24 protein-coding genes are annotated in these 26438 nt (G+C 72.3%); 16 read left to right on the top strand and 8 right to left on the bottom strand.

Annotated features, from left to right (window positions below):
* The first annotated feature begins 194 nt into the window (after positions 1-194).
* The 4 genes from mdo (at position 195) to mftM (ending at position 5401) form a co-directional block, all read left to right on the top strand.
* Positions 195-1487, top strand: coding sequence for an NDMA-dependent methanol dehydrogenase (gene mdo / locus HNP84_RS37005; protein ID WP_185054685.1), 1293 nt, complete (start codon positions 195-197; stop codon positions 1485-1487).
* Between the two features lie 181 nt (positions 1488-1668).
* Positions 1669-2748 carry an AAA family ATPase gene (locus HNP84_RS37000; protein WP_312926592.1) on the top strand — a complete coding sequence of 360 codons (1080 nt, stop codon included), beginning with the start codon at positions 1669-1671 and terminating at the stop codon, positions 2746-2748.
* Between the two features lie 177 nt (positions 2749-2925).
* Positions 2926-4449: a VWA domain-containing protein gene (locus tag HNP84_RS36995; protein ID WP_185054684.1), complete on the top strand. Its 1524-nt coding sequence runs from the start codon at positions 2926-2928 to the stop codon at positions 4447-4449.
* A gap of 4 nt (positions 4450-4453) precedes the next feature.
* Complete coding sequence (gene mftM, locus HNP84_RS36990; protein ID WP_185054683.1) at positions 4454-5401, top strand: mycofactocin oligosaccharide methyltransferase MftM; 948 nt, start codon at positions 4454-4456, stop codon at positions 5399-5401.
* Positions 5402-5410: 9 nt separating this feature from the next.
* On the opposite strand, the gene HNP84_RS36985 is transcribed toward mftM, so the two are convergent.
* The 3 genes from HNP84_RS36985 to HNP84_RS36975 are packed head-to-tail and all read right to left on the bottom strand — an operon-like array spanning position 5411 to position 8764.
* Positions 5411-6166, bottom strand: coding sequence for a MadR family response regulator transcription factor (locus HNP84_RS36985; RefSeq protein ID WP_246519176.1), 756 nt, complete (start codon positions 6164-6166; stop codon positions 5411-5413).
* Positions 6156-7523, bottom strand: coding sequence for a MadS family sensor histidine kinase (locus HNP84_RS36980; RefSeq protein WP_185054682.1), 1368 nt, complete (start codon positions 7521-7523; stop codon positions 6156-6158). The genes HNP84_RS36985 and HNP84_RS36980 overlap by 11 nt, the downstream gene beginning before the upstream one ends.
* Positions 7520-8764, bottom strand: a complete 1245-nt coding sequence (locus HNP84_RS36975) for an iron-containing alcohol dehydrogenase (protein ID WP_246519175.1) — start codon at positions 8762-8764, stop codon at positions 7520-7522. The genes HNP84_RS36980 and HNP84_RS36975 overlap by 4 nt, the downstream gene beginning before the upstream one ends.
* 413 nt (positions 8765-9177) lie before the next feature.
* Here HNP84_RS36975 and HNP84_RS36970 point away from each other — a divergent pair, with 413 nt between their 5' ends.
* From HNP84_RS36970 to grpE, 3 genes are read left to right on the top strand one after another with little or no spacing between them, the layout of a single operon-like run.
* The gene (locus tag HNP84_RS36970) at positions 9178-9675 is read left to right on the top strand and encodes a J domain-containing protein (protein WP_185054681.1); all 498 of its coding nucleotides are present in this window, start codon (positions 9178-9180) and stop codon (positions 9673-9675) included.
* Between the two features lie 57 nt (positions 9676-9732).
* Positions 9733-11610 (top strand): molecular chaperone DnaK, encoded by a 1878-nt coding sequence (gene dnaK / locus HNP84_RS36965; protein ID WP_185054680.1) that lies wholly within the window; start codon positions 9733-9735, stop codon positions 11608-11610.
* A complete protein-coding gene (grpE, locus tag HNP84_RS36960) occupies positions 11607-12353 on the top strand; it encodes a nucleotide exchange factor GrpE (RefSeq protein ID WP_185054679.1) in 747 nt (248 codons plus the stop codon). Before dnaK ends, grpE begins: the two co-directional genes overlap by 4 nt.
* On the opposite strand, the gene HNP84_RS36955 is transcribed toward grpE, so the two are convergent.
* On the bottom strand, positions 12261-12665 hold the full coding sequence (locus tag HNP84_RS36955; protein WP_185054678.1) for a VOC family protein: 405 nt from the start codon (positions 12663-12665) through the stop codon (positions 12261-12263). The two genes, grpE and HNP84_RS36955, sit on opposite strands and share 93 nt — an antisense overlap.
* A gap of 139 nt (positions 12666-12804) precedes the next feature.
* On the opposite strand from HNP84_RS36955, the gene HNP84_RS36950 reads away from it, so the two are divergent.
* The 4 genes from HNP84_RS36950 to HNP84_RS36935 all read left to right on the top strand — a co-directional run bounded on the left by HNP84_RS36950 (position 12805) and on the right by HNP84_RS36935 (position 16476).
* The gene (locus HNP84_RS36950) at positions 12805-13755 is read left to right on the top strand and encodes an ABC transporter ATP-binding protein (RefSeq protein WP_185054677.1); all 951 of its coding nucleotides are present in this window, start codon (positions 12805-12807) and stop codon (positions 13753-13755) included.
* 3 nt (positions 13756-13758) lie between these two features.
* Positions 13759-14490 (top strand): ABC transporter permease, encoded by a 732-nt coding sequence (locus tag HNP84_RS36945; protein ID WP_185054676.1) that lies wholly within the window; start codon positions 13759-13761, stop codon positions 14488-14490.
* Positions 14491-14608: 118 nt separating this feature from the next.
* Positions 14609-15874, top strand: a complete 1266-nt coding sequence (locus tag HNP84_RS36940; RefSeq protein ID WP_185054675.1) for a sensor histidine kinase — start codon at positions 14609-14611, stop codon at positions 15872-15874.
* Positions 15871-16476: a response regulator transcription factor gene (locus HNP84_RS36935; RefSeq protein WP_185054674.1), complete on the top strand. Its 606-nt coding sequence runs from the start codon at positions 15871-15873 to the stop codon at positions 16474-16476. The genes HNP84_RS36940 and HNP84_RS36935 overlap by 4 nt, the downstream gene beginning before the upstream one ends.
* An 81-nt stretch (positions 16477-16557) precedes the next feature.
* Here HNP84_RS36935 and HNP84_RS36930 read toward each other — a convergent pair whose 3' ends face one another.
* The gene (locus tag HNP84_RS36930) at positions 16558-17523 is read right to left on the bottom strand and encodes an alpha/beta fold hydrolase (protein WP_185054673.1); all 966 of its coding nucleotides are present in this window, start codon (positions 17521-17523) and stop codon (positions 16558-16560) included.
* 78 nt (positions 17524-17601) lie between these two features.
* On the opposite strand from HNP84_RS36930, the gene HNP84_RS36925 reads away from it, so the two are divergent.
* On the top strand, positions 17602-18438 hold the full coding sequence (locus HNP84_RS36925; protein ID WP_221337237.1) for a helix-turn-helix domain-containing protein: 837 nt from the start codon (positions 17602-17604) through the stop codon (positions 18436-18438).
* 37 nt (positions 18439-18475) lie between these two features.
* Here the strand turns inward: HNP84_RS36925 and HNP84_RS36920 are convergent, their stop codons facing one another.
* Positions 18476-19156, bottom strand: a complete 681-nt coding sequence (locus HNP84_RS36920) for a GAP family protein (RefSeq protein ID WP_185054672.1) — start codon at positions 19154-19156, stop codon at positions 18476-18478.
* 81 nt (positions 19157-19237) lie between these two features.
* Between HNP84_RS36920 and HNP84_RS54040 the strand changes: the two genes are divergently transcribed.
* Positions 19238-19873: a TetR/AcrR family transcriptional regulator gene (locus HNP84_RS54040; RefSeq protein ID WP_185054671.1), complete on the top strand. Its 636-nt coding sequence runs from the start codon at positions 19238-19240 to the stop codon at positions 19871-19873.
* A gap of 24 nt (positions 19874-19897) precedes the next feature.
* On the opposite strand, the gene HNP84_RS36910 is transcribed toward HNP84_RS54040, so the two are convergent.
* Positions 19898-20755, bottom strand: a complete 858-nt coding sequence (locus HNP84_RS36910) for a helix-turn-helix transcriptional regulator (protein WP_185054670.1) — start codon at positions 20753-20755, stop codon at positions 19898-19900.
* An 87-nt stretch (positions 20756-20842) separates the two neighbouring features.
* Here HNP84_RS36910 and HNP84_RS36905 point away from each other — a divergent pair, with 87 nt between their 5' ends.
* Together HNP84_RS36905 and HNP84_RS36900 are read left to right on the top strand one after the other, a co-directional pair.
* Positions 20843-21616 (top strand): SDR family NAD(P)-dependent oxidoreductase, encoded by a 774-nt coding sequence (locus HNP84_RS36905; RefSeq protein ID WP_185054669.1) that lies wholly within the window; start codon positions 20843-20845, stop codon positions 21614-21616.
* 62 nt (positions 21617-21678) lie between these two features.
* Positions 21679-21870 (top strand): alpha/beta fold hydrolase, encoded by a 192-nt coding sequence (locus tag HNP84_RS36900; protein ID WP_185054668.1) that lies wholly within the window; start codon positions 21679-21681, stop codon positions 21868-21870.
* A 78-nt stretch (positions 21871-21948) separates the two neighbouring features.
* Here HNP84_RS36900 and HNP84_RS36895 read toward each other — a convergent pair whose 3' ends face one another.
* Positions 21949-23328: a DUF4832 domain-containing protein gene (locus HNP84_RS36895; RefSeq protein ID WP_185054667.1), complete on the bottom strand. Its 1380-nt coding sequence runs from the start codon at positions 23326-23328 to the stop codon at positions 21949-21951.
* Positions 23329-23590: 262 nt separating this feature from the next.
* Between HNP84_RS36895 and HNP84_RS36890 the strand changes: the two genes are divergently transcribed.
* Complete coding sequence (locus tag HNP84_RS36890) at positions 23591-26272, top strand: fibronectin type III domain-containing protein (RefSeq protein WP_185054666.1); 2682 nt, start codon at positions 23591-23593, stop codon at positions 26270-26272.
* The last annotated feature ends 166 nt before the right edge of the window (positions 26273-26438 follow it).

The raw sequence follows: 26438 nt of genomic DNA, 5'->3' as shown, positions 1-26438 counted from the left end.
CAGGAACGACGTTAGGCCGGGCGGCGCCGGGCGTTCGCCCTGCTTCCGGCCCTGCCCCGCCTGTCCGATCGGATGGGGAACCGGCCCCTCCCCTCGCGCCCGGCTTCCGTCCGGACGACCGGTACCGGTGCCGCCCGGCTTCCCGGAGGGTGAAGCACACGCGCAGCCCACCCCATAGAGAGGAACGTGGCGCCATGCAAGTCGAGGAGCTGCTCAAGCCCTTCCCCATCAAGGAGTTCCACCCCTTCCCCCGGGCCCTGCTCGGTCCGGGCGCGCACGAGCTGATCGGCCCGGAGGCCAAGAAGCTGGGATTCCGGCGGACGCTGGTGATGACCACGGGCCTGCGCGGCAGCGACACGGTGCACAAGATCGTCGAGTCGATGAAGTACCACGGGCTTGAGGTCGTGGTGTACGACAAGGTCGAGTCGAACCCCAAGGACTACAACGTCATGGACGCCGTGGCGCTGTACCAGGAGAACAGGTGCGACTCGTTCGTGTCGATCGGCGGCGGGTCCTCGCACGACGCGTGCAAGGGCGCCCGGATCTCGGTCGCCCACGACGGCCGCAGCGTCAACGAGTTCGAGGGCTTCAACAAGTCCGAGAACCCGCAGAACCCACCGCACATCGCGGTGTCCACCACGGCGGGGACCGGTTCGGAGACGTCCTGGGCCTATGTCATCACCGACACCACCACCGACCCCGGCAACCCCCACAAGTACGTCGCGTTCGACGACGCGTGCGTGGCCACGCTGGCGATCGACGACCCCACGCTCTACTACGACTGCCCGCTCGACTACACCGCCCAGTGCGGGTTCGACGTGCTCGCCCACGCCTCCGAGCCCTACGTGTCCCGGCTGAACTTCCAGCCGTCGCTGGGCAACGCGCTGCACGCGATCAGGCTCACCGCCCAGCACCTGCGGCAGGCGGTGTGGAACGGCCAGGACCTGGCCGGACGCGAGGGCATGATGTACGCGCAGTACATCGCGGCGCAGGCGTTCAACTCCGGCGGCCTGGGCATCATCCACTCGATCTCGCACGCGGTCAGCGCGTTCTACGACACCCACCACGGGCTCAACAACGCCATCGCGCTGCCCCGGGTGTGGGCGTTCAACATGCCGGCGCACTACGAGCGGTTCGCCGACATCGCCGAGGCGATGGGCGTCGACACGCACGGCATGACCAAGGTGAAGGCGGCCGAGGCGGCGCTCGCCGCGGGCATCCGGCTGCTGCGCGACGTCGGCATCCCGGAGAAGTTCACCGACGTCAAGCAGGACACCTACAGCAAGAACCGGCTGGGCCAGGGACCGACGAAGTTCTACGAGCAGGCCTGGGAGATCAAGGGCGACGCCGCCGACATCGACCGGATCACCAGCCACGTCCTCGGCGACGCCTGCACCCCGGGCAACGCCAAGGAGTGCACGTTCGAGACGGTCCGGCCCGTCGTCGAGCACTGCATGACCGGCGACCTGGACGACCTGCTCGGCTGACCGGCCGCCCGGCGACACCCCACGCCTTCCAGGGAGGGGAGAGCACGGCGCCCCCGTGCACCTCCCCTCCCGCCGACACCCCCGATTCCAGTGCCCACCGCCCTTTTCGACCTCGGACCGTCTTCGCACCGGCCGTGCACGTACGCCGGTTGAGAAGGGTCCGCTCCCGGATGGAGGAGTTGTGCCCGACACGCCCCAGCAACCCGACACGACGCCACCGGAGTTCGGCTCGGTCGATGAGGTCGCCGACCGGTTCGCCGCCCACGGCTACATCACCGACCGCCGCCTGGCCACCACCGTTTTCCTGCTGTCGCGCCTGGGCAAGCCCGTCCTGCTGGAGGGGCCGGCCGGTGTCGGCAAGACCGAGCTGGCCAAGACGCTGGCGGCCGTGACCGGGCGCCGCCTGCTGCGCCTGCAGTGCTACGAGGGCCAGGACGAGAGCCGGGCGCTGTACGACTGGGACTACGGCAAGCAGCTCCTGTACACGCAGATGCTGCGGGACAAGATCGGTGACCTCACCGCGGACGCCCCGGACCTGGCCACGGCGGTGGGGCGGATCGAGGCGCAGGACAGCGTGTTCTTCTCCGAGCGCTTCCTGGCCCCGCGCCCGGTGCTGGAGGCGGTGCGCGGCGAACGGCCCGCGGTGCTGCTGGTCGACGAGGTCGACCGCGCGGACGAGGCCCTGGAGGCGATGCTGCTGGAGTGCCTGGCCGAGTACCAGGTGTCGGTGCCCGAGATCGGCACGTTCACCGCGAAGATCCCGCCGTACGTGGTGCTGACGTCCAACAACACGCGGGATCTGTCGGCGGCTCTCAAGCGCCGCTGCCTGCATCTGTTCCTCGACTACCCCGACGCCGATCGTGAGCTGGAGATCCTGCGCGCCAAGCGGACCGGGCTGCCCGAGGCCGCGGAACGGCATCTGGTCCAGGTCGTCCGCGGCCTGCGCGCGTTGCGGCTGCGCAAGAACCCCAGCATCTCCGAGACCGTGGACTGGGCCCGGACCTTGGCGGTGCTCGGCGTGGAGGAGCTCGACCCGCAGGTGCTCGCGCAGACGGTCAACGTCGTGCTGAAGTACGAGCGTGACCTGAACCAGGCCCTCGACGTGCTGCCGCGCCTCGTGGACCCCAACCGCGCGCTCCCCGAACCCGGCCACGGGCACGGACACGAGCACAGCCACAGGCACGGGCACAGCCACGGCCATGGGCACAGCCACGGGCACGAGCACGGCCACTCGCGAAACCGGAGGGCATCGCGGCCATGACGAGGTGGACGGCCGGGAGGTACGCCTCGCCAAGGATCGTCCCGGCCGCCACGACGAGGGCTACTACGGGGCGCCTGGCGCGGGCCCGGCGCGCCCTTCCGCCCCAGGCGGGGGCCAGGGGGCCCGCGCGTTCGCCGCGATCACGCGGCGCCGCAGCGGCTGACGGGAGGATGCGGGATGGAGACCGCGGTTCACCGGTTCGTGCGCGCGCTCCGGCTGTTCGGGATGCGCGTGTCGGTGTCGGAGGCGATGGACGCCATGCTCGCCGCCGCGCAGCCCGGCGTGCTCGACGGACGGCCGGCGCTGCGCGAGGCCCTGCGCATCACCCTGGTCAAGGACCGCCGCGACGACGCGCTGTTCGACGAGCTGTTCTCGGCGTTCTTCTCGCTGCGCCCCCTGGACGGCGGCACGGACGGCCACGGCCACGGCCACGAGCACGACGGCCTGACCGACACCGGCGAGCTGGAGTCGTTCACGGTGTCCGAGGAGCCGTCGCAGACGCCGCGGCAGGGCCACAGCCACGGCAAGCCCGCCGACATCCGCGACCTGTTCGACCAGCGGGACCTCGCCCAGCGCTACAACCTGCACCAGGAGGCCAACAAGGTCGACCTGACCTCGCTGACCGACGAGATCGTCCTGTCCCAGGACGGCGGCCGCGCCGGGCCGGGAGGCACGCCCTCGGCGCAGTTGCAGATCGAGCGCCTGCACGGGGCGGGGATACCCGGGCTGCTCGCGCCCGACACCGGGCACCGGATCGACTCCGAGCTGACCGTCGCCCGGCACGACGTGCCCGGTCGTCCCGGTGCGCCCGGCGACGACCCGGACTCCGCCGCCCCGGGCCACCTGCCGGCCGGGATCATCGACCACCTGCCGGAGCTGCTGAAACGCCATCTGGACCGGCTGGCCGAGCTGGAGGAGCCGGCCGTGGAGCCGGCCCGGCTCGCCGAACGTGCCCGCGTCGAGGCGGTCGACGAGCACGAGCGGACGCGGCTGGAGGAGACGCTGCGCCGGGTCGGCCGGTCCCTGAAGGGCGCCCCCACCAGCCGCAGGCGCGACACTCCGCGCGGACGCGTCCATCCCGCCCGCACCATGCGCAGGAACATGCGCTACGACGGGGTGCCCTTCCGTCCCGTCACCGTGACCCGCGCCGAAGACCGGCCCCGTCTGGTGGTGCTGGCGGACGTCTCGCTGTCGGTGCGGGCGAGCGCCCGGCTCACGCTGCACATGGTGCACGGCCTGCAGGCGCTGTTCGGACAGGTCCGTTCCTTCGCGTTCGTGGACGAGCCCGCCGAGATCACCGAGCTGTTCGCCGAACACCCCCTCGAAAAGGCGTTGGGGCTGGTCTTCGACGGGCTGCCGGACGGGGGCCTGCTCGACACCGACGCGCATTCCGACTACGGAAGGACCTTCGCGACGCTGCTGGCCGAGCACTCCCCCGTGCTCGGCCGGCGGACCACCCTGGTCGTCCTGGGCGACGGCCGGGGGAACGGCAACGACCCGGCGATCGGCGCGTTCGAGGAGATCACGCGGCGGGTCCGGGAGACCGTCTGGCTCACCCCCGAGCCCCGGTACTCCTGGGGCCTGGGCGCCTGCGACCTGCCGCTCTACGCCGAGCACTGCGACCATGTGCACGTGGTCGCGGACCTGTCCGGGCTGGAACGCGCGGCGCACCGGATGGCGGAGAGGGCGGCGGGACGGTGACGTCATGACGGACCCCGCCCAGGCCCTCGACACGGCGGCGCATCGTATCGACCCCCTCGCACCGCATCCGCCCGGGGTGTACGTCGATCACCTCGTCCGGGTCATCCGCATCGGCCGTCCCCCCGGCGACGCGCCCGGCCCGCCGGCCCTGGCACCGGTGACCCGGACCGAGCACTTCCGCCTGCGCCGCCGCGGCCGCCGGATCGAGGTGGACCACTGGCTGCGCCCCGAACGGCTCGACAACGACCTGGCCGGGCTGCTCGCCGGGGAGCTGTTCGCCCCCGGCTGGCTGTCCGGCCCGGACATCTTCGAACGGGTCTTCACCGGGGTCGTCCGCACCTGCGTGGACGGACCGCTGACCGCGTGGTGCACGTTCTACGACAACACCCTGGCGCGCATCAGGCGGTGCTGGCGCATGCCCGCCCCTTCCGGCCACTCGTCGATCGCCGGTTTCGCCCCCGTGTACCGCCGCGCCATGGACCTGACCCCGCCGGGGGCTGTGCTGGACGTGGGCTCCTGCTTCGGTTTCCTGCCCCTGCTGCTGGCCGAGCGGGGCGCCGGCCAGGTGATCGCCTCGGATCTGTCCCGCGGCACCATGCGTCTGCTGGACGCCGTCGCAGGCGCGCGAGGGGTGGGGCTGGACACGCTGACCTGCGACGCCATGCGGGTGCCGCTGCCGGACGGCTGCGTGGACACCGTCACCGCCGTCCACGTCCTGGAGCACATGGACGGCGCGCGGGGCGAGGCCGTCGTGCGCGAGGCGCTGCGGCTCGCCAGGCGGCGGGTCGTCGTGGCCGTGCCGTACGAGGAGGAACCCACCGCCGCGTACGGGCATGTGCGGGTGTTCGACCAGGCCGCCCTCACCGCTCTGGGACGCGCCGTCGCCGCCGAGGGCCGCCGCTTCACCGTCGAGGACCACCACGGCGGCTGGCTCGTCATCGACGCCGGCTGACGGAAGGGCTCAGATGACGCCCATCTTGGTGGCCTCGTAAACCACCTCCGCGCGGCTGCCGGCGTCCATCTTCCGCATGATGTTGCGGATGTGGAACTTCACCGTCGTCTCCGAGATGTACATCTCCGCGCCGATGTTCCTGTTGCTCAGGCCGCGGGCGAGGAGCCGCAGAACCGTCAGCTCGCGTTCGGTGAACCTCGGCTGTTCGGGCACCGTCCGCATCGACCGCATCATCGCCGCGGACGAGTGCGAGTCGAAGGCGCACTCGTTGCGGGCGACGGCGCGGATGGACCGCAGCAGCTCGGTGGTGTCCACGTCCTTGACCACATAGCCGCGCGCGCCGTGCCGAATCGCCTCCACCACCAGGGAGTCGTCGAGGAAGGTGGTCAGCACCAGCACCGCGATGCCCGGATGGTCCCCGGTCAGCCGCGCGCACAGCTCCAGGCCCTCGGTGTCGGCCCCCGTGGACAGCTTCAGGTCGAGCAGGACGATCGAGGGGCGGGTCCGCTCGACGACCACGACGGCCTCGGCGGCCGTGCTCGCCTCCCCCACGACCCGCAGATCGCTCTCGCGCCCCAAGATCGACCTCAGCCCGTGCCGGACGATCGCGTGGTCGTCGACGAGGACGATCCGCACCGGCTCCGCGGCCTGCGCGGCCCCGGGCGCGGCCTCCGGTGCGGTCCTCGTCCCCTGGTCACTGGTCCCCTGGTCAGTGGCCCCCTGGTCAGTGGTCATCTGGTCAGTGGTCATCTGGTCAGTGGTCATCGTCCGCCTCCCTCGGGGTACGCACCGGCAGCGGGATCTCGACCCGCACCATGACGCCTCCCATCCCCGAGCGGACGATGGACAGCCGGCCGCCCAGTTCCTCCGCCCGGGCGACCATGTTGGTCAGCCCTCGGTGGCGTCCCGACAGGTCGGCGGCCCGCGACAGCCGCAGCGCGCGGCGCAACTGGGCCGGATCGCCGGTGCCGTCGTCGGACACGCTGACGGTCACGGCCTCCGGCCGGTACCGCACCCGTACCAGCGCGCGTCCCGCCTTCCCGTGCGCGGCGGAGTTGAACAGCGCCTCCCCGACCAGCCGCAGGATGGACTGCTCGGCGTGCGGCGGGAGCAGCACCGGGCTGCCCTCCATCCGCACCCGCACGTCCAGGTCGGTGGGCAGGTGCACGATCGACAGCCGCTCCAGCATCACCGGCAGCGGCCCGGCGGGCTCCTCCGAGGTGTGGTGGAGGGCGTAGATCGCGGCGCGCAGCCGTTCCACGGCCTGCCGGTTGAGGTCCTTGGCGGTGGCCAGGCGGCCGGCGATCTCGGCGGCCCGGCCGCCCTGCGCCTCCAGCTCCGCCCGGCACACCTCGACGGTCATGCCCGCGCTGAGCACGTACTGGGTGACGCTGTCGTGCAGCTCCCGCGCGATGCGGTGCCGCTCGTCGTCCAGCGCCTGCCTCTGCATCGCACCGAACAGCCGCTCCTGGGTCGCGGCCAGCTCGGCGTTGCGGGCGGCCAGGTCACGGGCCTGCCGCTCGGCGGCCTCCGACAGCTCCTCGGTCCGCCCGCGCAGCATGGCCGCGGCGTGGAAGAGGTAGGAGTTGTGCAGCGCGACGGCCGCCTGGTTGGCCAGCACCCTCAGGATCGCCAGGTCGGTGTCGGCCACGTCCACGCCCGGCCCGGGACGCGCCGCGATCCCGCCGACCGGTTCGCCGTCCAGCGTCATCGGGGCCCGCACCCAGGCGCGGCCGGGGGCCGAGGACGCGGCCTCCCACGGCCGGGACCGCAGCACCGCCAGATGCTCGCGCGGCTCGGCGGGCAGCCGGGCCTCGTCGTCGATCAGCACGTCGTCGGCGTACAGCAGGAACCTCGGCCGGGCGGCGCGCAGGGCGCCGTCGGCGACGGCCAGCAGCAGCCAGTGCGCCTGCAGGTGTTCGGCCGCCGCCCGCACCACCGCCTCGACGAGGGCGCGCGGGCCCTCGGCGGTGCGGACGAGGGCGCGGGAGATGCCGTCGAGGGCCTGCACCGTGCGTTCCAGTCGTTCCGTGGACCGGACGTAGGCCGGGTAGAAGGAGCGTTTCCCCGAGCGCAGCCCGGTGAGGACGCCCAGGTCGTGCTTGGGGTCCGGGGGGCTCATAGGGCCTCGTAGAACAGGGTCTGAACGTCGTGGACGTCCAGCTCCCTGGGATTGGTGGCCATGCAGGCGTCCTTGAGGGTGGTGCGCGAGAGCCGGGGGACGTCGGCTTCGGCGACGCCGAGGCTGGCCAGGCCCTTGGGCACGCCGACGTCGTCGGCCAGGGTGCGGACCCGCTCGGCGAGCCGCAGCGCGGCCTCGTAGGGCGGCATCCCCTCGACCGGGATCCCCGCCGCCTCGGCCAGGGGCACGAACCGCTCCGGCCACGCCTGGGCGTTCAACCGTATGACGTGGGGCAGGAGCACGCCGTTGACGACGCCGTGCGGCGCGTCCAGCAGGCCGCCGACCTGATGGCTCATCGCGTGCGTCGCGCCCAGGATCGCGTTGGTGAACGCCATCCCGGCCTCCAGCGACGCCTGGGCCATGGCGAGCCTGGCGTCGAAGTCCCCGGGGCGCACCTGGGTGCGCGTCAGATTCTCGATGATGAGCCGGACCGCGTGCAGGGCGTGGTTGTCGGTCAGCGGGTTGTGCGCCCGCGACACGAACGCCTCGACGGCGTGCGTCAGGGCGTCCAGGCCGGTCGCCGCGTTCAGCCAGCCCGGCATGGTGGTCAGCAGCCGCGGGTCGATCAGCGAGGTCTCCGGTACCAGCGTCCGGCTGACAATGGTGATCTTGGTGTGCTCGGTGGTGTCGGTGATGACGGCGAACTGCGACACGTCGGCCCCGGTGCCCGAGGTGGACGGCACCATCACCGTGGGCGGGATCGGGTGGACGACCTGGTCGACCCCTTCGTAGTCGAGGATCCGGCCGCCGTTGCCCGACAGGATCGCCACGCCCTTGGCCGCGTCGATGCAGGACCCGCCGCCCAGCCCGATGATCACGTCGGCGCCGCTCTCGGCGTACCGGCGGAACCCCGCCTCGACCTCGTGGTCCTTGGGGTTCGGGGTGACGTCGTGCCACAGCACCGGCCGCAGCCCGGCGCGCCGCAGGTGCCTGATCGCCTCGTCCGCCCAGCCCGCCTCGATCAGCCCCGGATCGGTGACCAGGAACGGCCGGCGGCCGCCCAGGCGCAACGCGCAGTGGCCGATCTCGGCCAGGGACCCCGGCCCAAAGACGATCTCCGGGACATGGAACTTGGCCAGCCGCACGGCGGCCCGGCCGTCCTCGGCGCCCGGCTCCGCCGTGCCCCTGTCCGCGCCCGGCTCGCCACCATGAGCGACCGTCGTGCCCACCATCAGCGACATGTCACCCTCCCGAGCCCGTCCGCGCCCATGACGCCGGCAACGCGCCACCATCCGAATCTTACGGATGAATCAGCCCGATATCGCGTACGTCACACTCTGCGCCAAAGCTAGACGCACAGCCCCGCTTGGGACACCTGTCCGATCGGACAGGGAGGACCCCTCCCCCGGCACAGGCCGTAGGGCCGGCCGGAGGCTCCCGGCAGGGCCGTGCGGATGTCAGATGAGCAAAGGCCCAGCAAGAGCGATCAAGAGATATTTTTGCCCTCGCAAGATCCATCTATTACCCCTAATCAACACAAAACGGGCATTGTTATACGTGTTCCGGTGACAACCCACCCATCGAGGTTCCGTTCATACCTCCAGGTCACAGTGCATCCAGCCGGCGATCGTCCGGGCGCGGGGAGGTGAGTACGGTGCCCGTTCGGCACGACGGCGAGCAGCAGCCCCGGCGGGACCACTACACGGTGCTCGGCGTGGACAGAACGGCGTCCGCGGCGCAGGTCACGTCCGCCTACCGCCGGCTGGTACGCGAGCTGCATCCGGACGCCCGCCCGGCCGGGCAGGCGGCACGGGAACGGTTCGCCGAGGTGATCGACGCCTATGCCGTGCTGCGCGACCCCGCCCGGCGCGCGGCCTACGACGCCGGGAGCGGACGCGAGGCTCCGCTGCGAGGGCGGCCGGTCACCGTCAGGGTCACGCACACGCCGGGTCCCGGCCTGTCCGCGCGAACCGTCCGCCGGCGTGCTCCGGCGCGAACGGCCGGCGTGGCCGTGATCGTCGATCTTTCCGCCGCCGCGCCGTTGGGACACGCGCTGCTGCGGGTGGGCCCGGCCCGGCTCGACCCGCCTCGCGGAGGCGCGTACGACATGCCTTTCCTCGGCAGGCTCAGCGCACGCCTCTGGCGGCTGTGACATCCGAAAGGCGGCGTTCGTGCCATGACGAGGAGGGCGTGAGGAAGGAGGCCGTCGATGACCCGACCCGTCGGTATCGACCTCGGCACGACCAACTCGGTCGTCTGCGTGCTGGAAGCCGGCGAGCCCACCGTCGTCACCAACACCGAGGGATCGCGGACCACCCCTTCGGTGGTCGCGTTCGCCAAGAGCGGTGAGGTGCTGGTCGGCGAGATCGCCAAACGGCAGGCGGTGACCAACGTCGAGCGCACCGCGCGCTCGGTGAAACGCCACATGGGCGACGCGGCGTGGCGGTTCCCCGAGACGGGGAGCATAAACGGCAAGCGGTACACGGCACAGGAGATCTCCGCGCGCGTGCTGCAGAAGCTCAAGCGCGACGCCGAGGCCTACCTCGGAGAGCACGTCACGGAGGCCGTCATCACCGTGCCGGCGTACTTCGACGACGCGCAGCGTACCGCGACCAAGGAGGCGGGCGAGATCGCCGGCCTCAAGGTGCTGCGCATCATCAACGAACCGACCGCCGCCGCGCTGGCCTACGGCCTGGACAAGGAGAACGACCAGTCCATCCTGGTCTTCGACCTGGGCGGCGGCACCTTCGACGTGTCGCTGCTGTCCATCGGCGAGGGCGTGGTCGAGGTCAAGGCCACCGCCGGCGACACCCACCTCGGCGGCGACGACTGGGACCAGCGGATCGTCGATCATCTGGTCACCCAGTTCAAGAACGCCCACGGGGTGGATCTGTCCAAGGACAAGATGGCGATGCAGCGGATGCGCGAGGCGGCCGAGCGGGCCAAGATCGAGCTGTCGTCCACCAGTGAGACCTCGATCAGCCTGCCCTACATCACCGCCTCCGACCAGGGCCCGCTGCACATGGACGAGAAGCTGACCCGCGTGCAGTTCCAGCGGCTCACCCAGGACCTGCTGGAGCGCTGCAAGGGCCCCTTCCACCAGGCGATCGGCGATGCCCGGCTGCAGACCTCCGACATCGACCACGTCATCCTCGTCGGCGGCGCGACGCGCATGCCGGCCGTCGTCGACCTGGTACGGGAGCTGACCGGCGGCAAGGAGCCGCACAAGGGGGTCAACCCGGACGAGGTGGTGGCGATCGGCGCCGCCCTGCAGGCCGGGGTGCTCAAGGGCGAGGTCAAGGACGTCCTGCTGCTGGACGTCACCCCGCTGTCGCTGGGCATCGAGACCAAGGGCGGGATCATGACCAAGCTCATCGAGCGCAACACCACGATCCCGACCAGGCGCTCGGAGGTGTTCACCACGGCCGAGGACAACCAGCCGTCCGTGGCCATCCAGGTCTACCAGGGCGAGCGGGAGATCGCCGCGTACAACAAGAAGCTGGGCATGTTCGAGCTGACCGGCCTGCCGCCCGCCCCGCGCGGGGTCCCGCAGATCGAGGTCGCCTTCGACATCGACGCCAACGGCATCATGAACGTCTCCGCGAAGGATCTCGGTACGGGCCGCGAGCAGTCGATCGTGATCACCGGCGGTTCGGCGCTGCCGAAGGACGACATCGACCGGATGGTGCGCGAGGCCGAGCGGCACGCCGAGGAGGACCGCCGCAGGCGTGAGGAGGCCGAGACCCGCAACAACGCCGAGACGCTCGTCTACTCCACCGAACGGCTGCTGCGCGACAACCCGGACAAGGTGCCCGCAGACGTCAAGTCCGAGGTGGAGGCCGCGCTCGCCGACCTGAAGGACAAGCTGAAGGGCGACGACGTCAACGCCATCAGGCAGGCCACGGAGAAGGCCGCGGCCACCGCCCAGAAGATCGGTCAGGCGATCTACGCGCAGACGCGGAGCACCGCCCCCGGAGGGAGCACGGGCACGGGCGCAGGCGCGGGCGATCAGCACAAGGCCGGTGAAGAGGAGGTGGTGGAGGCGGAGATCGTCGATGAGGACAAGCACCAGGAGGGCGAGCGATGAACCGCCGGTCCGATCCCCCTCGGCAAGGGCGGCCGCCCGCCGGCCTTCCGCTGCCCGCCCAGACCGCGGGCGACAGGACCGGCCCCGCCGGCACGCCGGTTCGCGACGCGCCGGCGTCACCGCCACGGGCCGCGACCGGCCGGGCCGCCGGACGGCCACGGTCACGGACGACGCGGCTGCAGGCCGACCTCGCCGAACGCACCGCCGACCTGCAGCGGCTCAAGGCGGAGTACGACAACTACCGCAAGCGGGCCCAGCGCGACCGGTCGGCGATGTACGACATGGGGGTGGCGCACGCGCTCCGCAGCCTGCTGCCGGTTCTCGACGCCATCACCCGGGCCCGCGAGCTCGGCGACGTCTACGGCGGCTTTCAGCTCGTCGCCGAGACGCTGGAAGCTGAGCTCGCGGAGCTCGGCCTGGAGGCGTTCGGCATGCCGGGCGACGCCTTCGACCCGACGCGCCACGAGGCGGTGGGCTACGTGCCCTCGGCTCGGACCGGCCGCGCGACCTGCAGCGAGGTCCTGCTCCGCGGCTACCGGGTCGGCGACCGCCTGCTGCGCCCGGCCCGGGTCACGGTGACCGGGCCGCCCCCGCAGCGCAGGGGCTTACAGCCGGCTCACGGTGAGCGGTCGCCGGTTCCGCCCGGCCCGTCAGGCGAAGTCGGCCGCGGTCATCCCGGCCGGATGGCCGGGCGGCCACTGCACGAGTTCGATCCTGTAGCCGTCGGGGTCGGTCAGCCATGACGTCCGCATCCCCTGCCCCAGGTCCGCCGGCGGCTCGGCCGTGACGCCCCTGCCCGCGAGGTCGGCGATCGTGGCGTCGAGATCGTCCACCTGGACGACGAGGTGGTTGACGGCGCTGATGTCCGTGACCGGTCGTGCGGGGTCGTGCACGAGTTCGAGGCTGACGAACGGGTCGCCGGGCAGTTGGAGCATGGTCAGGCTGCCGAACTCCGTCTCGGCGACATGGCCGAGCTCGGCGTACCCGAGCGCGGTGTAGAAGGCCGGCGAGCGTTCCAGGTCGGTGACCCGCAGCCCGAGGTGCAGCATGCGCATGCCGGGCAGAGTAGTTCCACCCGGGCGAGGGCACCATCCCGACCGGCGCCGGTCCACTCCGGGGCCGTGACATCTGTCATGGGCAGACGATGACAGATGGTCGAGGTGACCGCCGGCGACCGGCGGGATAGTCGGGATCATGATGGAGGATGCCGAATCCGGCGCCGCGGTCAGCCTGCGCGGGCTGCGCAGGTCCTTCGGGGACGTGCGCGCGGTGGACGGAGTGGACCTGCTGGTCGCGCCCGGTGAGCTGGTGGCCCTGCTCGGGCCGAACGGGGCGGGCAAGACCAGCACGATGGAGATCCTGCTGGGGCTCAGCGCCCCGGACGAGGGCGAGGCCCGCCTGTTCGGCCGTCCCCCGCGGCGGGCGGCCGCGCAGGGACTGGTCGGCGCGATGCTCCAGTCCGGCGGGTTCCTGCACGAGATGACCGGCCGGGAGATCGTCCAGATCATGGCGGCCCAGTACCCCAGGCCGCTCAAGGTGGACGAGGCGCTGCGCCGGGCCGGCGTGGCCAAGGAGGCCAGGCTCAGGTACGGCGGCCTGTCCGGGGGCCAGCGGCAGCGGATCCGGTTCGCCGCGGCGCTGGTGTGCGACCCCGACCTGCTGGTGCTGGACGAGCCGACCGTGGCCATGGACGTACAGGGCAGGCAGGACTTCTGGGCGGCGATGCGCGAGTACGCCACCGGAGGCCGGACCGTGCTGTTCGCCACCCACTACCTGGCCGAGGCGCAGGACTTCGCCGACCGGGTGGTGCTGATGCGGCACGGCCGCATCGTCGCCGACGGCTCGGTGGCGGAGATCTGCGCCAGGGTCGAGGGGCGCACCATCCGCGCCGTACTCGACGACGCCGACCCCGCGTGGCTGCGCGGCCTGCCCGGGGTCAGCGCCGCCTCCGTGCACGGCGAGCGGGTGGAGCTGCACTGCCAGGACTCCGACCGGGCGCTGCGCGCCCTGCTGCAGCGGCCGGCCAGGGACGTGGAGGTGTCCGCGATGACCCTGGAGGACGCCTTCGTCGCGCTCACCGGCGACTCCGGGCCGCGGGGATCGGCGGGCGGTCACACCGTGGTCACGGCCGCCAAGGAGGTCTGAGCCATGGGAACGCTGGTCTACACCGAGCTGCGGCTGCTGACGCGGTCGATGGAGTTCCTGGTCCTGGCCGTCGCCTCGCCGGTGGTGTTCTTCCTGGTCATGTCGGAGGTGTTCGGCGGCTTGGACACCAAGGGCGCCGTCGACATGACCACCTACATCATGATCAGCATGGCGGCGTTCGGGGCGATCTCCGGCGCGCTGGCCATCGGCAGCCGGGTCGCGCTGGAGCGGCAGGCGGGCTGGCACCGCCAGTTGCGGCTCACCCCGCTGCCGGGGTGGTCCTACGTCGCCTCGAAGGTGGCCGCGTCCATGGTCATCGTGCTGCCCGCACTCCTGCTGATCTTCCTGGCCGGACTGCTGGTGAAGGGCGTGGACCTGACGGCGGAGCAGTGGCTGCGGGTACTGGTCGCGAGCTGGGTGGGGGCGCTGCCGTTCGCGGTGCTCGGCCCGCTGATCGGCCTGTCCGCCAAGCCGGACGCGGTGTCGGCGCTGACGGTGTCGGCCTTCCTGCTGATGGCCATGTTCGGCGGGCTGTTCATGCCGGTGGAGGTGATGCCGGAGGTCATGGCGACGCTGGCCAAGGCGCTGCCGAGCTTCTGGCTGGCCGAGCACGCGCGGAACCAGGTCGAGGGCGCCCCGATCGACCCGCTCGGCCCGGCGGTCGTGGCCGCCTGGTTCGCGGTGACGGCCGCGCTGGTCGTCGTGCTGTACCGGCGCGACTCCCAGCGGGTCTGACCCGGTGGGACACCCGCTCCCGTACGCCGGCCGGCGACGTTCCGGCGTACGGGAACGCGGGCGACGCGGGCACGATCGAGGCTTACCCGCCGGGAGGAGGGCGGTTATCGTGGGGGGGATGAGCGCCGACGCCGCCGGCGTACCCGCCGCCCCCGACCAGGCCGCCGCGGCCGGTGCGCGCCGGACCCCCGCTCCCCCGCCGGCCGGGCGACCGCAGGGCGCGTCCAGCGGTGACACGCCCGCTTCGACGCTGCCCGAGGTGTCCGCGGCGGCCTGGGACGACCCCGAGGCGCCCCCGTGGCCGATGGCCAAGGGCTGGGTGGCGATCGGCGTGCTGTTCAGCCCGCCGCTGTGGCTGGAGCTCTACCGGGCGGTGCGCGAGGGGACCGGCCCGGTGCCGGTCGCGCTGGCGTGCGCGCTGATCCTCGGCTACCTGGCCTGCTACCTGGCCGGGCCCGTGCTGGTGATGCGCAGGCCCGTCGCCGCGCGGGCCGTCCTCAGCGGCGCGGCGCTGGCCGTGGCGACCGTGCTGGTGACGGTGTTCGGCATCTCCCCCTGGAACTACAGCTACGCGCTGGCCGTGGCCGCGGTCGTGCTGCCCTGGGGGTGGGCGGTGATCCTGGCCGCGCCCGCCATCGCCACCGGCGTCGTGCTCGGCCTGCTGTCCACCGGGTCACCGGACTGGACCCTGCTGTTCCTGCTCTCGGTGGTGCTCATCGTGGGACCGCTGCGCGCGACCTGGACGGCCAACCGGGCGCTGGAGCGGGCGAACGCCACCATGGCCGAACTCGCGATAGCCGCCGACCGCGAGCGCCTGGCGCGCGACCTGCACGACGCGCTCGGCTCGACCCTGACCACGCTCACGGTCAAGGCCGGGCTGGCCCGCCGCCTGCTGGAGAGCGGCGAGCCGGAGCGGGCCGGGCAGGAGGTGCGCGACATCGAGGAGCTCGGCCGCCAGGCGCTGAACGACGTACGCGCCACCGTGGCGGCCACCCACGAGCCGTCGCTCGCGAGCGCCCTGGAGGACGCCCGCGGCGCGCTCGCCGCGGCGGGCATCGAGGCCCGCCTCCCCCGGCCGGACACCGTGCCCGAGCACCGGGTCCTCGCCTACGTGGTGCGCGAGGGCGTCACCAACGTGATCCGGCACAGCCGGGCGCGCCGCTGCGAGATACGGGCCGGCCGCGGCTTCGTCGAGATCCTCGACGACGGCGTGGGCCGCCCGCGACCGGCGGAGGACGACACGGCCGGTGGGACGGGCCGCCCCGGACACGGGCTCAAGGGCCTGGCCGCCCGGCTGGAGGCGGCCGGCGGGCGGCTGGAGGCCGGGCCGCTGCCCGGCGGCGGCTACCGGCTCCGAGCCGAGTGTCCCAGGGGGAGCAGATGATCCGCGTACTGCTGGCCGACGACCAGGCCCTGGTCAGAGGGGCGTTCGCGGCGCTGCTCGGCCTGGAGCGGGACATCCGCGTGGTGGCCGAGGCCGGCACGGGCGAACAAGCCGTGGAGGCCGCCGCGCGCACCCGTCCCGACGTGGCGCTGCTGGACATCCAGATGCCCGGCCAGGACGGGCTGGCCACCGCCGCCGCCCTGCGCGCCGCCGCACCCGGCTGCCGCGTGATCATGCTGACGACCTTCGGCCGCCCCGGCTACCTGTCCCGCGCCATGGCGGCGGGCGCGGCGGGCTTCCTGGTGAAGGACATCCCGCCGGAGCAACTGGTGAACGCGCTGCGCAAGGTGCACGCCGGCCTGGTGGTCGTCGATCCCGTCCTGGCCGCCGAGTCCCTCAGCCAGGGCGTCAGCCCGCTCACCGCCCGCGAGCACGAGGTCCTGGTGGCCGCCGCGGAGGGCGGCACCGTAGGCGACATGGCCAGGCAGCTCCACCTGTCCGAGGGCACGGTGCGCAACCACCTGTCGGCGGCCATCGGCAAGACCGGCGCCCGCACCCGCGCCGAGGCCGTCCGGATCGCCGACGAGCGCGGCTGGCTGTGACCCCGGAACCGCGCACCGCCGCCCGCGGTGGGCTCGCCGTCGCCGGGGGACGTGGAGAGTGCGCTCGTCAACGTGGCTCGTTCACGCGGTCTTGGGGGCGGGCGTCTCGATGCGCTCATCGGCGAGGAAGGAGCGGATCGGTGCCGCGGTACGGCCCGCGTCGTCGAGCCAGGGGCTGTGACCGCCGGGCACGACCGTCAGGTGCGCCTGCGGGATCTTCGCCACACTTGGGCCACCGGTCCGGGGTGGGCAGAACACGTCCTGCTCGCCCCAGACGAACAGCAGCGGCACCGTGATCCCCGCCAGCTCGGCGTCGGTGAGGACGTTCTCGGGGCGCGGGGCGCGTCCGCGCATCAGGCGGCGCAGCAACGCCCGGTACGACGCGGCCCGCCCCGGCAACCGGAGCGGAAGGCGGTGCAGGTCGAGCAGGTCGCCGGACATCCCGTGCGCCGCGCCGGTCCCGATGGCCTCCGCCAGGGCGGCGCGCGCGACGAACCTCGGCGAGGGCAGCCGCATCGACCACTGCGTGAGCGGGCCGCGTACCGCGGAGGTCATCGCCGCCATCGCGGCGGTCCCGCGGGTTCCCGGCAGCGCCGTCGCGGGCGCGCCGACGATCGCCGCCCGGGGCAGGCGCGCCGGTGCGTCGATCGCCGTCCACAGCGTGAACAGGCCGCCCAGGGAGCTGCCGACGAATGCCGCCTGTGGCACTCCGAGCGCGTCCAGCGTCCTCGTCAGCACACCGACCGCCAGGTCGCGGAGGGGGCGATCCCGCCAGTGGTAGGGCGCCGCGAGATTGTGCCCGGGCAGGTCGAGCAGCAGATGACGGTACCCGGGCAGTTGGGCGACGAGCGGCGCGAAGCCCATGGCCGGGGCCGAGATGCCGTTCACGTGGATCACCGGGGTGCCCGAGCCCGTGGCCAGGGCGCGCAGCCGGACCGGCGGATCTTCGAGCACGATCGTGTGCTCGGTCATCGTCAGCCCGTAGGTGGCGGAGACGCGCCGTTCCGCCGCCCGGATCCGTTCCGTGAGCCTGGTGGAAACTCTCATGAGCCCACCGTCACCGTGGGCGCGCGCCGGTGTCTTGCACGAATGTCCCGGCCGGGCACCGGCTCATAGCATGGGAGGATGCGATCCACCGTGCCCGAGCGCGACGCCGCTCTCGCGTGGGACGTCGCGCGGCCGTCTCGCTCCAGCCGGGTGGCCGGCCTCAGCATGGCCGGGTTCCGCGCTCGGGCCACGGGCCCGATCGACCTGCGGGCGATCCCGCACCCGGCCGTCACACTGGTCCTGGAGTCCGGCAACGGCCCGCTGGTCGTGGACAACGCCACCGGCCGGCAGCAGCGGGGAAGCCTGGTCGCCAGGCTCGCGTTCGGCGGGGTCCGGGTGCGCGGTGAGAAGATCGAATGCGTGCAGGTGCGCCTGTCCCCCGTGGTCGCGCGCGCCGTGCTGGGCGTCTCCCCGGCAGAGCTGGACCATGCGGTCGTCGCCCTCGACGACCTGTGGGGCCGCGAGGTGTCACGGATCCGGGAGCGACTCGGCCAGGCCAGGTCCTGGCAGGAGCGTTTCGCGGTGACGGACGCCCTGCTCGTCCGCCGGCGCGAGGCGGGGCCCTCGGTGGACCCGGAGGTGGCCTGGATCTGGACGCGGATCGTGGGCAGCCGTGGCCGGGCACGGATCGACGAGCTGGCGCTGGAGATCGGATGGAGCCGCAAGCGCCTGTGGTCCCGGTTCCGGTCGCAGATCGGCCTGTCTCCCAAGCGCGCCGCGAGGCTGGTCCGCTTCGACCACGCCGCCCACCGGCTGGCCGCGGGCGAAGGCGCGGCCCGGGTCGCGGCCGAGGAAGGTTATACCGACCAGTCCCACCTGCATCGGGACATCCTGGCCTTCAGCGGCGTGACCCCGGGAACCGTGGCCGGCGAGCCGTGGCTGGCGGTGGACGGCACCGCCTGGGCCGGTTCGTGACCGTGCCCAAGGGCACTGGCACCGCCTGAGAGGACGACTACGACCACGGAGTGACGACGGTCACCTCCGTGAACAGCGTGTCCACCGCCTCCAGGAGGATCAGGCATCCCGCTATCCAGACGATCCAGCTCACCATGGTGCGGGATCCGGAGGAGACCTTGTCGCGCCACCGTTCGAACCGTGCGCGCAGCCGTTCGCCCAGGGCGGCCCATGCGGCGTAGAGCAGGATGCCGGGGAGGATCATGATGGTCACGTACGCGCCGAGGAGCGGCGACCATTGGACGGCGGACAGGCCGGCCGAGGTCATGATGCCGATCGCGCCGAAGTACGGCACGGCGGTGGCGAACTCGAACAGCCAGGTCCCCAGCCCCAACAGCAGCATCGAGCGCAGGGTGAAGGACCGAGCCCGGACGGACGCGCGCTCGGGTTTCTCGCCCGGGATGAAGTAGCTCCCCACGATGAGCCCCGCGCCGAGGACGGCCTGCCCCCAGGCCCACGCGGTTTCATCGACATGTGGCACGACGGCGCCCAGGCCGAGCATGAGCAGCGCGCCCAGGGCGAAGTACGCGACCGCGACGGATCCGAGGTACACGGCGAGCAGCGCGCCCACGCGGCGCGGCCTGGCCAGCAGCAGATAGAGGGTGATCCCGATCACGGTGGGGCTCAGCGTGTCGAGCAGCGCCAGTCCGAGCACCGCCCCGATCGTCTCGATCGACAAAACCGTCTCCCCCGGGAGTCAGCGATTTGTAATAACACGCCCGTGCTAATTATGGTAGCACGGGCGTGTTAGCATGTGGACGTGCCACGACTCGTTGATCACGACCGGCGACGGGCCGAGATCGGCGAGGCCGCCATCCGGGTGATCCTGCGCGAGGGCCTTGCCGGCGTCACCGTCCGCGGAGTCGCCGCCGAAGCCGGCTGGTCCACCGGGTCGCTGCGGCACTACTTCCGCAACCAGCACGAACTGCAGGCCTACGTCGTACAGGCCACCACAGAGACCCTGCGCCGGCGGGTCCTCCCGCGCGTCCAGCGACCCCGCACCGCGGACTCGGTGGTCGAAGGGATCGCCACGATCGTGGAGGAGATGCTGCCGCTCGACGCCGAGCGGCGCGAGGAGTACGCGCTGTGGTCGGCGATCGTGGAATGGGAACGCCGGCACCCTCCGGCAGGAGGCTCGGTGACCTGGAACGACCAACGCGCGCTGTACCGTCAGTGCGTCGCCGTCCTACGCGGGCACGAGCCGATCCGCGAACCGGGCCAGGCCACGCTCCCGCACCCTGATGACCAGGTCGAGCTCTGGGCGGCGCTCCTGCACACGTTCGTCGACGGGCTCGCCTCCCAGATCGTGAACACGCCCGGCGAGATGCCCGCCGGCACCGCCGCGCGACTGCTGCGTTCACTGCTGGAAGCCGTACCTCCCGCAGCCCGGCCGTGAACGGCGCGGGCCTGATCGGGCGGTTCAGCCCGGCACGTCCATGCGCTGCGTGCCGATCACCGAGAGCAGCCGCAGCGCCTCCTCGGCCGGGGAGCCCGGGTCGGCCGTGTAGATCACCAGGTGCTGGTCCCGGTCGGAGATGTCCAACACGTGGCAGTTGAGGGTGATCGGGCCCACCATTCGGTGGTGCAGGGTCTTGCGCAGGCTCGGCTCGGGGGACACGTCGTGCGAGGCCCACAGCCGGGCGAACTCCGCGCTGCCGTCCAGGAGTTCGGCCACCAGCTCGGCCACTTCGGGGGCGCCGGGGTAGCGGGCGGCGACGGCGCGCAGCCGCCGGGCCGCGCCGTGGGCGAACGCGACCCGGTCCGCCTCCGCCGCGAGGAGCAGCCGGGCCCCGTCCGCCGACGGGCCGAGGAAGGCGTGCCGGATCAGGTTGCGGTCGCGCCGGGGCAGCGCGGAGAAGTCCGCCATCAGTGCCGCCGCCAGGTCGTTCCAGGCGATCACCTCGTAGGTCGCGGACAGCACGAGCGCGGCGGCCTGCGGCAGCCGGTCCAGCAGGTCGAGGATGCTGTGGTGCACCTCCCGGCACGGGCCGGGCGGCGGGCTCGGCGGGGCGCCGGCCAGGTGGTGCAGGTGGTCGCGCTCGGCGTCGGACAGGCGCAGCGCCCGGGTCAGCCCGGCCAGCACCTCCTGGGACGGGCGCGGGGCGCGTGCCTGTTCCAGGCGGGTGTAGTACTCGGTCGAGATGTACGCGAGCTGGGCCACCTCCTCGCGGCGCAGCCCCGGGGTGCGGCGCCGCCGCCCGGCCGGGAGGCCCACGTCGGCGGTGGTGATCCGCTCCCGCCTGCTGCGCAGGAAGGCGGCCAGTTCCTGTCTGTCCACGTTTCCACTATGCGCGGCCGGCGCCGCGCTCAGCCAGGTACAGCCGGTGCCTGGCTGGGCTCCGTGGCGGGGACCAGGCTCGATGCCATGACCGATGACACGAACACGGGCCTGCTGGCCGGCAAGGTCGCCTTCGTCACCGGTGCCGGGCGCGGCATCGGCGCCGCCGCGGCGCGGCTGTTCGCCCGCGAGGGCGCCAGGGTGCTGCTCGCCGCCCGGACCGAGGACCAGCTCAAGGCGGTGGCCGAGGAGATCGGGGCGGCGGGCGGCACCGCCGGCCACGTGGTGTGCGACCTGGCCGACCCGGGCAGCGTGCGCGCCGCGGTGGACCGGGCGGTGGAGCTGTACGGCAGGCTCGACGTCGCCTTCAACAACGGCGCGACGGCGGTGCCGCCGGCGCCGATGGACCAGATTCCGGAGGCCGACTTCGACCTGATGTACCAGGTGAACCTCAAGGGACAGTGGGTCGCCATGTCCGCCGAGGTGGCCGCCATCCGGGCCACCGCCGGGACCGGGGCGATCGTCAACACCTCCACCGTCGGCAGTTGGGGGCCCAACCCCGTGCTGCCCGCCTACGGCGCGATGAAGCGGGCGCTCAACAGCCTCACCGAGTCGGCCGCCGCCACCTACGGCCCGGAGGGCATCCGGGTCAACGGGATCGCACCCGGCACCACGCTGACCGACATGGTGCGCGCCTGGGAGGCCGTCTCCCCCGGGATCGTCGAGCAGCTCGCCGCGCAGACCTCGCTGCGGCGCGCGGCCGAGCCGGAGGAGATCGCCGAGGCCGCCGCCTGGCTGCTCAGCGACCGCTCCTCCTACGTCAACGGGGCGGTGCTGCGGGTGGACGGCGGCCTGGGCTGAGCGGGGTCGTTCATCCCCGGCAACCTCCAGGCGCCGCCCGTCCCGGTGCCCACCATGGGCGTGTGGAGCAGCGGCGACCGCTACTCACCGAGCAGGCGATGACCGGCAGCGCCGGGCACATCACCTCGTCCTGGCGCTACGAGCGGCTGGAGGGCGCGGGCCACTGGATGCAGCTCGACCATCCGGAGAAGGTCAGCGAGCTGCTGCTCGACTTCTTCTCGACGGTCTGGGAAGCGCCGCTCGTGAGCCGATGACGGTGTTCTCCTCCGCATATCGGCGAAGGAGAACACCGTCCAGGCCAGGGTGTCCAGGCCAGGGTGTCCGGGCGCGGGTCAGCCGACCGTCAGCCGGCCGAGGGTGAGCAGGCCGGAGTGCACGTCCTGGGCCGCGTTGGCGAAGCGCAGGTCGTTGCCGCCGGGGAGGGGGTTCACGACCCGCAGCGTGAGGTCGTACTCGCCCTTGCCGAGGCCGGCGAGTTTGAGCTGGGCGGTCATTTCCGCGGGGGCCGCGCCGGGCTGGATGCCGGTGATCGTCCATGGGACCGTCCACCGCTTGGCGACGCGCCCGGCGGAGTCAACGGCGGCCAGCTCGGCCTTCCAGTCGTAGTAGAACGGCGCGAGGCCCCGGTTCGCGATGCGCACCCCGACGGTGGCGTTGCCGCGGGCGGGGGCGGCGGGGAGCGCGGCCTCGGTGACGGTGAGCTCGTAACCGAGGGAGCGGGCGCCGGCCACGGCGCGGAACCATTCGTCGCCGGTGAACCCGCCGCCCTCGAACGGGGCCTGGTTCAGCAGGAACGACGCGTGCGACCGGGTCACCGACTCGTCGTAGTCCTCGTACTGCGCGCAGCTCACGGGGGCGTCGAAGATGCACGACTGCACCTCTGGGCGGAGTTCGCCGCCGATGGGCTCGGCGCGCCACTTCTCGGTGACGCCGTTGTCGATCAGCCGTTGCACGAAGTGCCACGGGGTGGGCGGCAGCGTCTCGAAGGCCATCGAGTCGTCGTGGTAGCCCATGTGCAGGTCCTTGTTGAGCGCCGACGGGTAGCGGACCAGCAGCCGGGTCCGCTTGAAGGCGCTCTCGAACCGGTTCAGCACCACCGCCTGCGTCGCCTCGGACGCCATCCAGTTCTCCGGCCGGGTGCCGCCGTCGTACGGCCAGGTGTGCCACTCGCCCCAGAAGCCGACCAGGCCGACCTGGATGAAGCCGATCCGCGGGTCCCCGTCGTAGCGGCGGCCGAGCGCGCCGATGAACCGGTCGAGGGCGGCGACCAGGCGAGGGTCCTCGTAGTCCGGGGAGACGCTGAGGCCGTTGTTGCCGTGGTCGGGATACGAGTGCGTGGCCAGGCCCTGGTCCAGCAGGAACTGCGGGATGCCGGTGGGCTTGGCGGGGTAGTCCAGGTAGACGCGGAAGACGGCGTGGTGGCCGCGCCGGGCGATGGCGTTGAGCCGCCGTTCCAGAGGAACCCAGTCGAACGTGGCGGGGCCGGTCATGAGGTCGCGCAGCGGCAGGTAGAACCACTCCATGCTGTGCGGGAAGGTCTGGTAGCTGCCGGCGTACGGCATGAAGCCCTTGAGCGGGTTGTCGGCGGGCGCCTGCTGGTAGGTGAGCGGCGTCCAGGTGGACGTCGGGGTGGCGGACGCGGGGACGCCGGCGGCGGTCACCGCGGTGAGGGCGAGTGCCAGGGCGAGCACGGCCCGGACGGCTCGTGTCATTCGACCGTCTCCTGGGGGATAGCGGATGTCCAGCGCATCAAAACAGAACAATGCAAGCAAACGCAAGACATCAACATGCGATTTCGAAGGGTGATTTGTAGCTACACATCCCTTTTATGCTGATCAGTGATGCAACATGCTTGCCGTATCGCAGGAACAGGTCTTGTGATACAGCAAGCGTTCTGGTCTCATGTGGATCGCCGGGCGGACGCCCTTCGGGCACCCCCCACGCCTGTGCCGTCCTTTCCCCCGGAGGGGATACATGAGACGCAAGCTCTCAACGCTCCTGCTCACCCTGACAGCCGTGCTGCTCGCCGCGACCACCGCCGCGACCACCGCCACGGCCGCGGCGGGCCCGCCGCCCCGCCCGCCCGCCGGTCCGGGTCCCGACCCCGGCCTCACCACCCACACCTACGCCTACGCCGACGCCCCGGTCGGCCAGCCGCTCAAGGGCTTCGCCCCCTACCTCTTCCCGGGCGACAACTACGACAACAAGTTCCCCGGCGGCCTGATGTGGAGCTACTTCGCGCTCAGCGAGGTGATGAAGCACCCCGCGAACTGCTCGGTCTTCGACTGGAGCGTGTTCGAGAAGGCCCTGGACGAGGCCGCCGTGTGGAGCCGCCAGCTCGCCTTCCGGTTCTACGTCGAGTATCCCGGCGGCTCCGGCACGCACCCCGGCAACGGCATCCCGCCCTGCCTGGACGGCAAGACGGCGCTGCGCACCAACGGGCAGTGGGGCACCGTCAGCCCGGACTACGACGACCCCGACGTGATCGGCGCCTTCACCGGCTTCATCGACGCCTTCGCCGACCGGTACGACCACGCCGGCCCCGGCGGCACCGCCGACCCGCGGATCGGCTTCATGTCGCTGGGCCTGGTCGGGCTGTGGGGCGAGTGGCACACCTGGCCGTACGACCGGGACACCGCGGACGGCTACCCGGACCTGATGCCCACCGACGCCACGATCACCACCCTCATCCACGCCTACGACGCGGCCTTCGACAACATCCAGCTCGAGGTCCGGTACCCGCTGGCCGGAGCGGAGACGCCGGGCATCGGGTTCCACGACGACTCCTGGCCGTACCGGGAGTGGCGGAACGGGCAGCTCAAGAGCATGACGCTGCCGGTGTCGATGGGCGGCTGGGACGACGCGTTCACCCAGCTCCTGCTGAACCGCAACCTGGAGAACCGGTGGACCACGCAGTCCATCGGCGGCGAGGCCCGGCCGGAGATCCAGGGCAGCCTGTACGCCAACTGGCCGGGCGGCGGCAACCAGGTGGACGACGTGCTGGCCGCCACCGAGCTCACCCACATCACCTGGATGATCAACCAGACCGGCGCGAGCGGCTACAGCCCCACCGACCCGAAGGTCGCGGCCGGGGTCCGCAAGATGGGCTACAACCTGCACATCCCGCAGGCCCAGTTCGACGCCTCCGCGTCCGGCCCGTTCCGGGTCGGCGTCACCATCCAGAACGACGGCGTGGCCCCCTTCTACTACCCGTGGACCGTCGTCCTCGGGCTGAAGGACGCCTCGGGCACGGTGGTGAAGACCTGGGACACCGACTGGGACCTGCGGAAGGTCCAGCCGCTGCGGATCCGCGCCTTCCCGGACTGGAACGTGCCCGGCGACCCCACCCGGATCGACTTCGGGCGGCCGGTGAACTTCTTCGCCGACCTCAGCACCGCGGGCGTCCCGGCGGGCGCCTACAGCCTGGTGCTCAAGGTCCGCAACCCGCTTGAGGCGGTCACCCCGGACGTGCTGCGGTCCCGTCCGCCGGAGTCCCGGCTCACCGACTGGGTGATCGACCGGCACCGGCCGCCGTACCCGCTGTCGTTCGCCAACGCCGAGCAGAGCACAGACGGCTGGATGAACCTGGGCACGCTGTCCACCTCGGGCACCTGCACCGGCGACTGCGCCGCGCCCAGCACCCCCGGCGGCCTGACGGTCACCGGCGTCACCGACACCAGCGTCTCGCTGTCCTGGTCGGCGGCGACGGACACCGGCGGCAGCGGGCTGCGCGGCTACGACGTCTACCGGGACGGCACGAAGATCACCTCGACTCCGCTGACCGGCACCACGTACACCGACACCGGGCGCACGGCCGGGCAGACCTACCGGTACGCGGTGCGGGCGGTGGACAACGCGGGCAACGCCTCCGGCCTGTCGGCGAGCGTGTCCGCGACCACCACCGGATGCGCCGGGGACTGCTCGGCGCCGACCGCTCCCACCCTGACCAGCACCGGCAAGACGTCCACCAGCGTGTCGCTGTCCTGGAGCGGGGCCACCGACGACGTCGGGGTCACCGGGTACGAGGTGTTCCGCGACGGCGTGCTCGTCGGCTCCCCGGCGGGCACCACGTTCACCGACACCGGGCTCACCCCGTCCACCGCGTACGCCTACACGGTCAAGGCCCGCGACGCGGCCGGCAACCGGTCGGCGGCCGGCAACACCGTGACCGTCACCACCGACCCGCCCGCGCCGGCCACCGGGCTGCTGCTTGACGACTTCGACGGCTCGCCCGCCTACCCGGCCGCGGCCCGGAACGACCTGGGCAAATGGACCGGCGGCAACTGCTTCCTGGACGGCGGCGGCTCCGGCACCGTCACCGGCGGCGCACTCCACCTGCGCTACGACAACTGCGGCTGGTTCGGCAGCGACGTCGGAACCGACCTGACCACCAAAACCCACCTGGTGATCCGGATCAAAGGCGCCACCGGCGGCGAACACACCCACTTCAACCTCAGCCTCGGCGGCACCACCAAACTGTTCGGCCAATACACCCTGGACGACGGTAGCCACCCTCAGATCACCACCTCCTACCAGGACATCCGCATCCCCATGACCGCCAACGGCATCAACCGGACCAGTCCCAGCCAGCTCGCCATGGGCTTCTGGCACGGCGGCGACTCCACCATCGCCATCGACGAGATCCGCTTCGAATGACGGCTGCCGGCAGCCTCATGTGATCCCCGGGCCGGCACGGTCGTGGCGGCCCCGCCCCGCCCCGCGCGCAGGCCCGCGGGGTGCGGGGGATGGAGGGTTTAGGATCGGTTAACTACAGCGTTCAGGGGGTGAGTAATGGAAATGTGGGCGTGGGAGGGGCGGGGGA

Source organism: Thermocatellispora tengchongensis (assembly GCF_014202315.1).
GTDB lineage: Bacteria > Actinomycetota > Actinomycetes > Streptosporangiales > Streptosporangiaceae > Thermocatellispora > Thermocatellispora tengchongensis.
The sequence above is the reverse complement of the archived record's forward strand: the minus strand, read 5'-3'. Positions and strand labels throughout refer to the sequence as shown.

Coding starts and splice junctions, on each gene's coding strand:
- HNP84_RS36945 (WP_185054676.1), top strand. CDS start 13,759: ATGGGAACGCTGGTCTACACCGAGCTGCGGCTGCTGACGCGGTCGATG.
- HNP84_RS36935 (WP_185054674.1), top strand. CDS start 15,871: ATGATCCGCGTACTGCTGGCCGACGACCAGGCCCTGGTCAGAGGGGCG.
- dnaK (WP_185054680.1), top strand. CDS start 9,733: ATGACCCGACCCGTCGGTATCGACCTCGGCACGACCAACTCGGTCGTC.
- grpE (WP_185054679.1), top strand. CDS start 11,607: ATGAACCGCCGGTCCGATCCCCCTCGGCAAGGGCGGCCGCCCGCCGGC.
- HNP84_RS36955 (WP_185054678.1), bottom strand. CDS start 12,665: ATGCGCATGCTGCACCTCGGGCTGCGGGTCACCGACCTGGAACGCTCG.
- HNP84_RS36985 (WP_246519176.1), bottom strand. CDS start 6,166: ATGACCACTGACCAGATGACCACTGACCAGATGACCACTGACCAGGGG.
- HNP84_RS36995 (WP_185054684.1), top strand. CDS start 2,926: ATGGAGACCGCGGTTCACCGGTTCGTGCGCGCGCTCCGGCTGTTCGGG.
- HNP84_RS36890 (WP_185054666.1), top strand. CDS start 23,591: ATGAGACGCAAGCTCTCAACGCTCCTGCTCACCCTGACAGCCGTGCTG.
- HNP84_RS36980 (WP_185054682.1), bottom strand. CDS start 7,523: ATGAGCCCCCCGGACCCCAAGCACGACCTGGGCGTCCTCACCGGGCTG.
- HNP84_RS36975 (WP_246519175.1), bottom strand. CDS start 8,764: ATGTCGCTGATGGTGGGCACGACGGTCGCTCATGGTGGCGAGCCGGGC.
- mftM (WP_185054683.1), top strand. CDS start 4,454: ATGACGGACCCCGCCCAGGCCCTCGACACGGCGGCGCATCGTATCGAC.
- HNP84_RS36905 (WP_185054669.1), top strand. CDS start 20,843: ATGACCGATGACACGAACACGGGCCTGCTGGCCGGCAAGGTCGCCTTC.
- HNP84_RS36950 (WP_185054677.1), top strand. CDS start 12,805: ATGATGGAGGATGCCGAATCCGGCGCCGCGGTCAGCCTGCGCGGGCTG.
- HNP84_RS36940 (WP_185054675.1), top strand. CDS start 14,609: ATGAGCGCCGACGCCGCCGGCGTACCCGCCGCCCCCGACCAGGCCGCC.
- mdo (WP_185054685.1), top strand. CDS start 195: ATGCAAGTCGAGGAGCTGCTCAAGCCCTTCCCCATCAAGGAGTTCCAC.
- HNP84_RS36925 (WP_221337237.1), top strand. CDS start 17,602: ATGCGATCCACCGTGCCCGAGCGCGACGCCGCTCTCGCGTGGGACGTC.
- HNP84_RS36895 (WP_185054667.1), bottom strand. CDS start 23,328: ATGACACGAGCCGTCCGGGCCGTGCTCGCCCTGGCACTCGCCCTCACC.
- HNP84_RS36930 (WP_185054673.1), bottom strand. CDS start 17,523: ATGAGAGTTTCCACCAGGCTCACGGAACGGATCCGGGCGGCGGAACGG.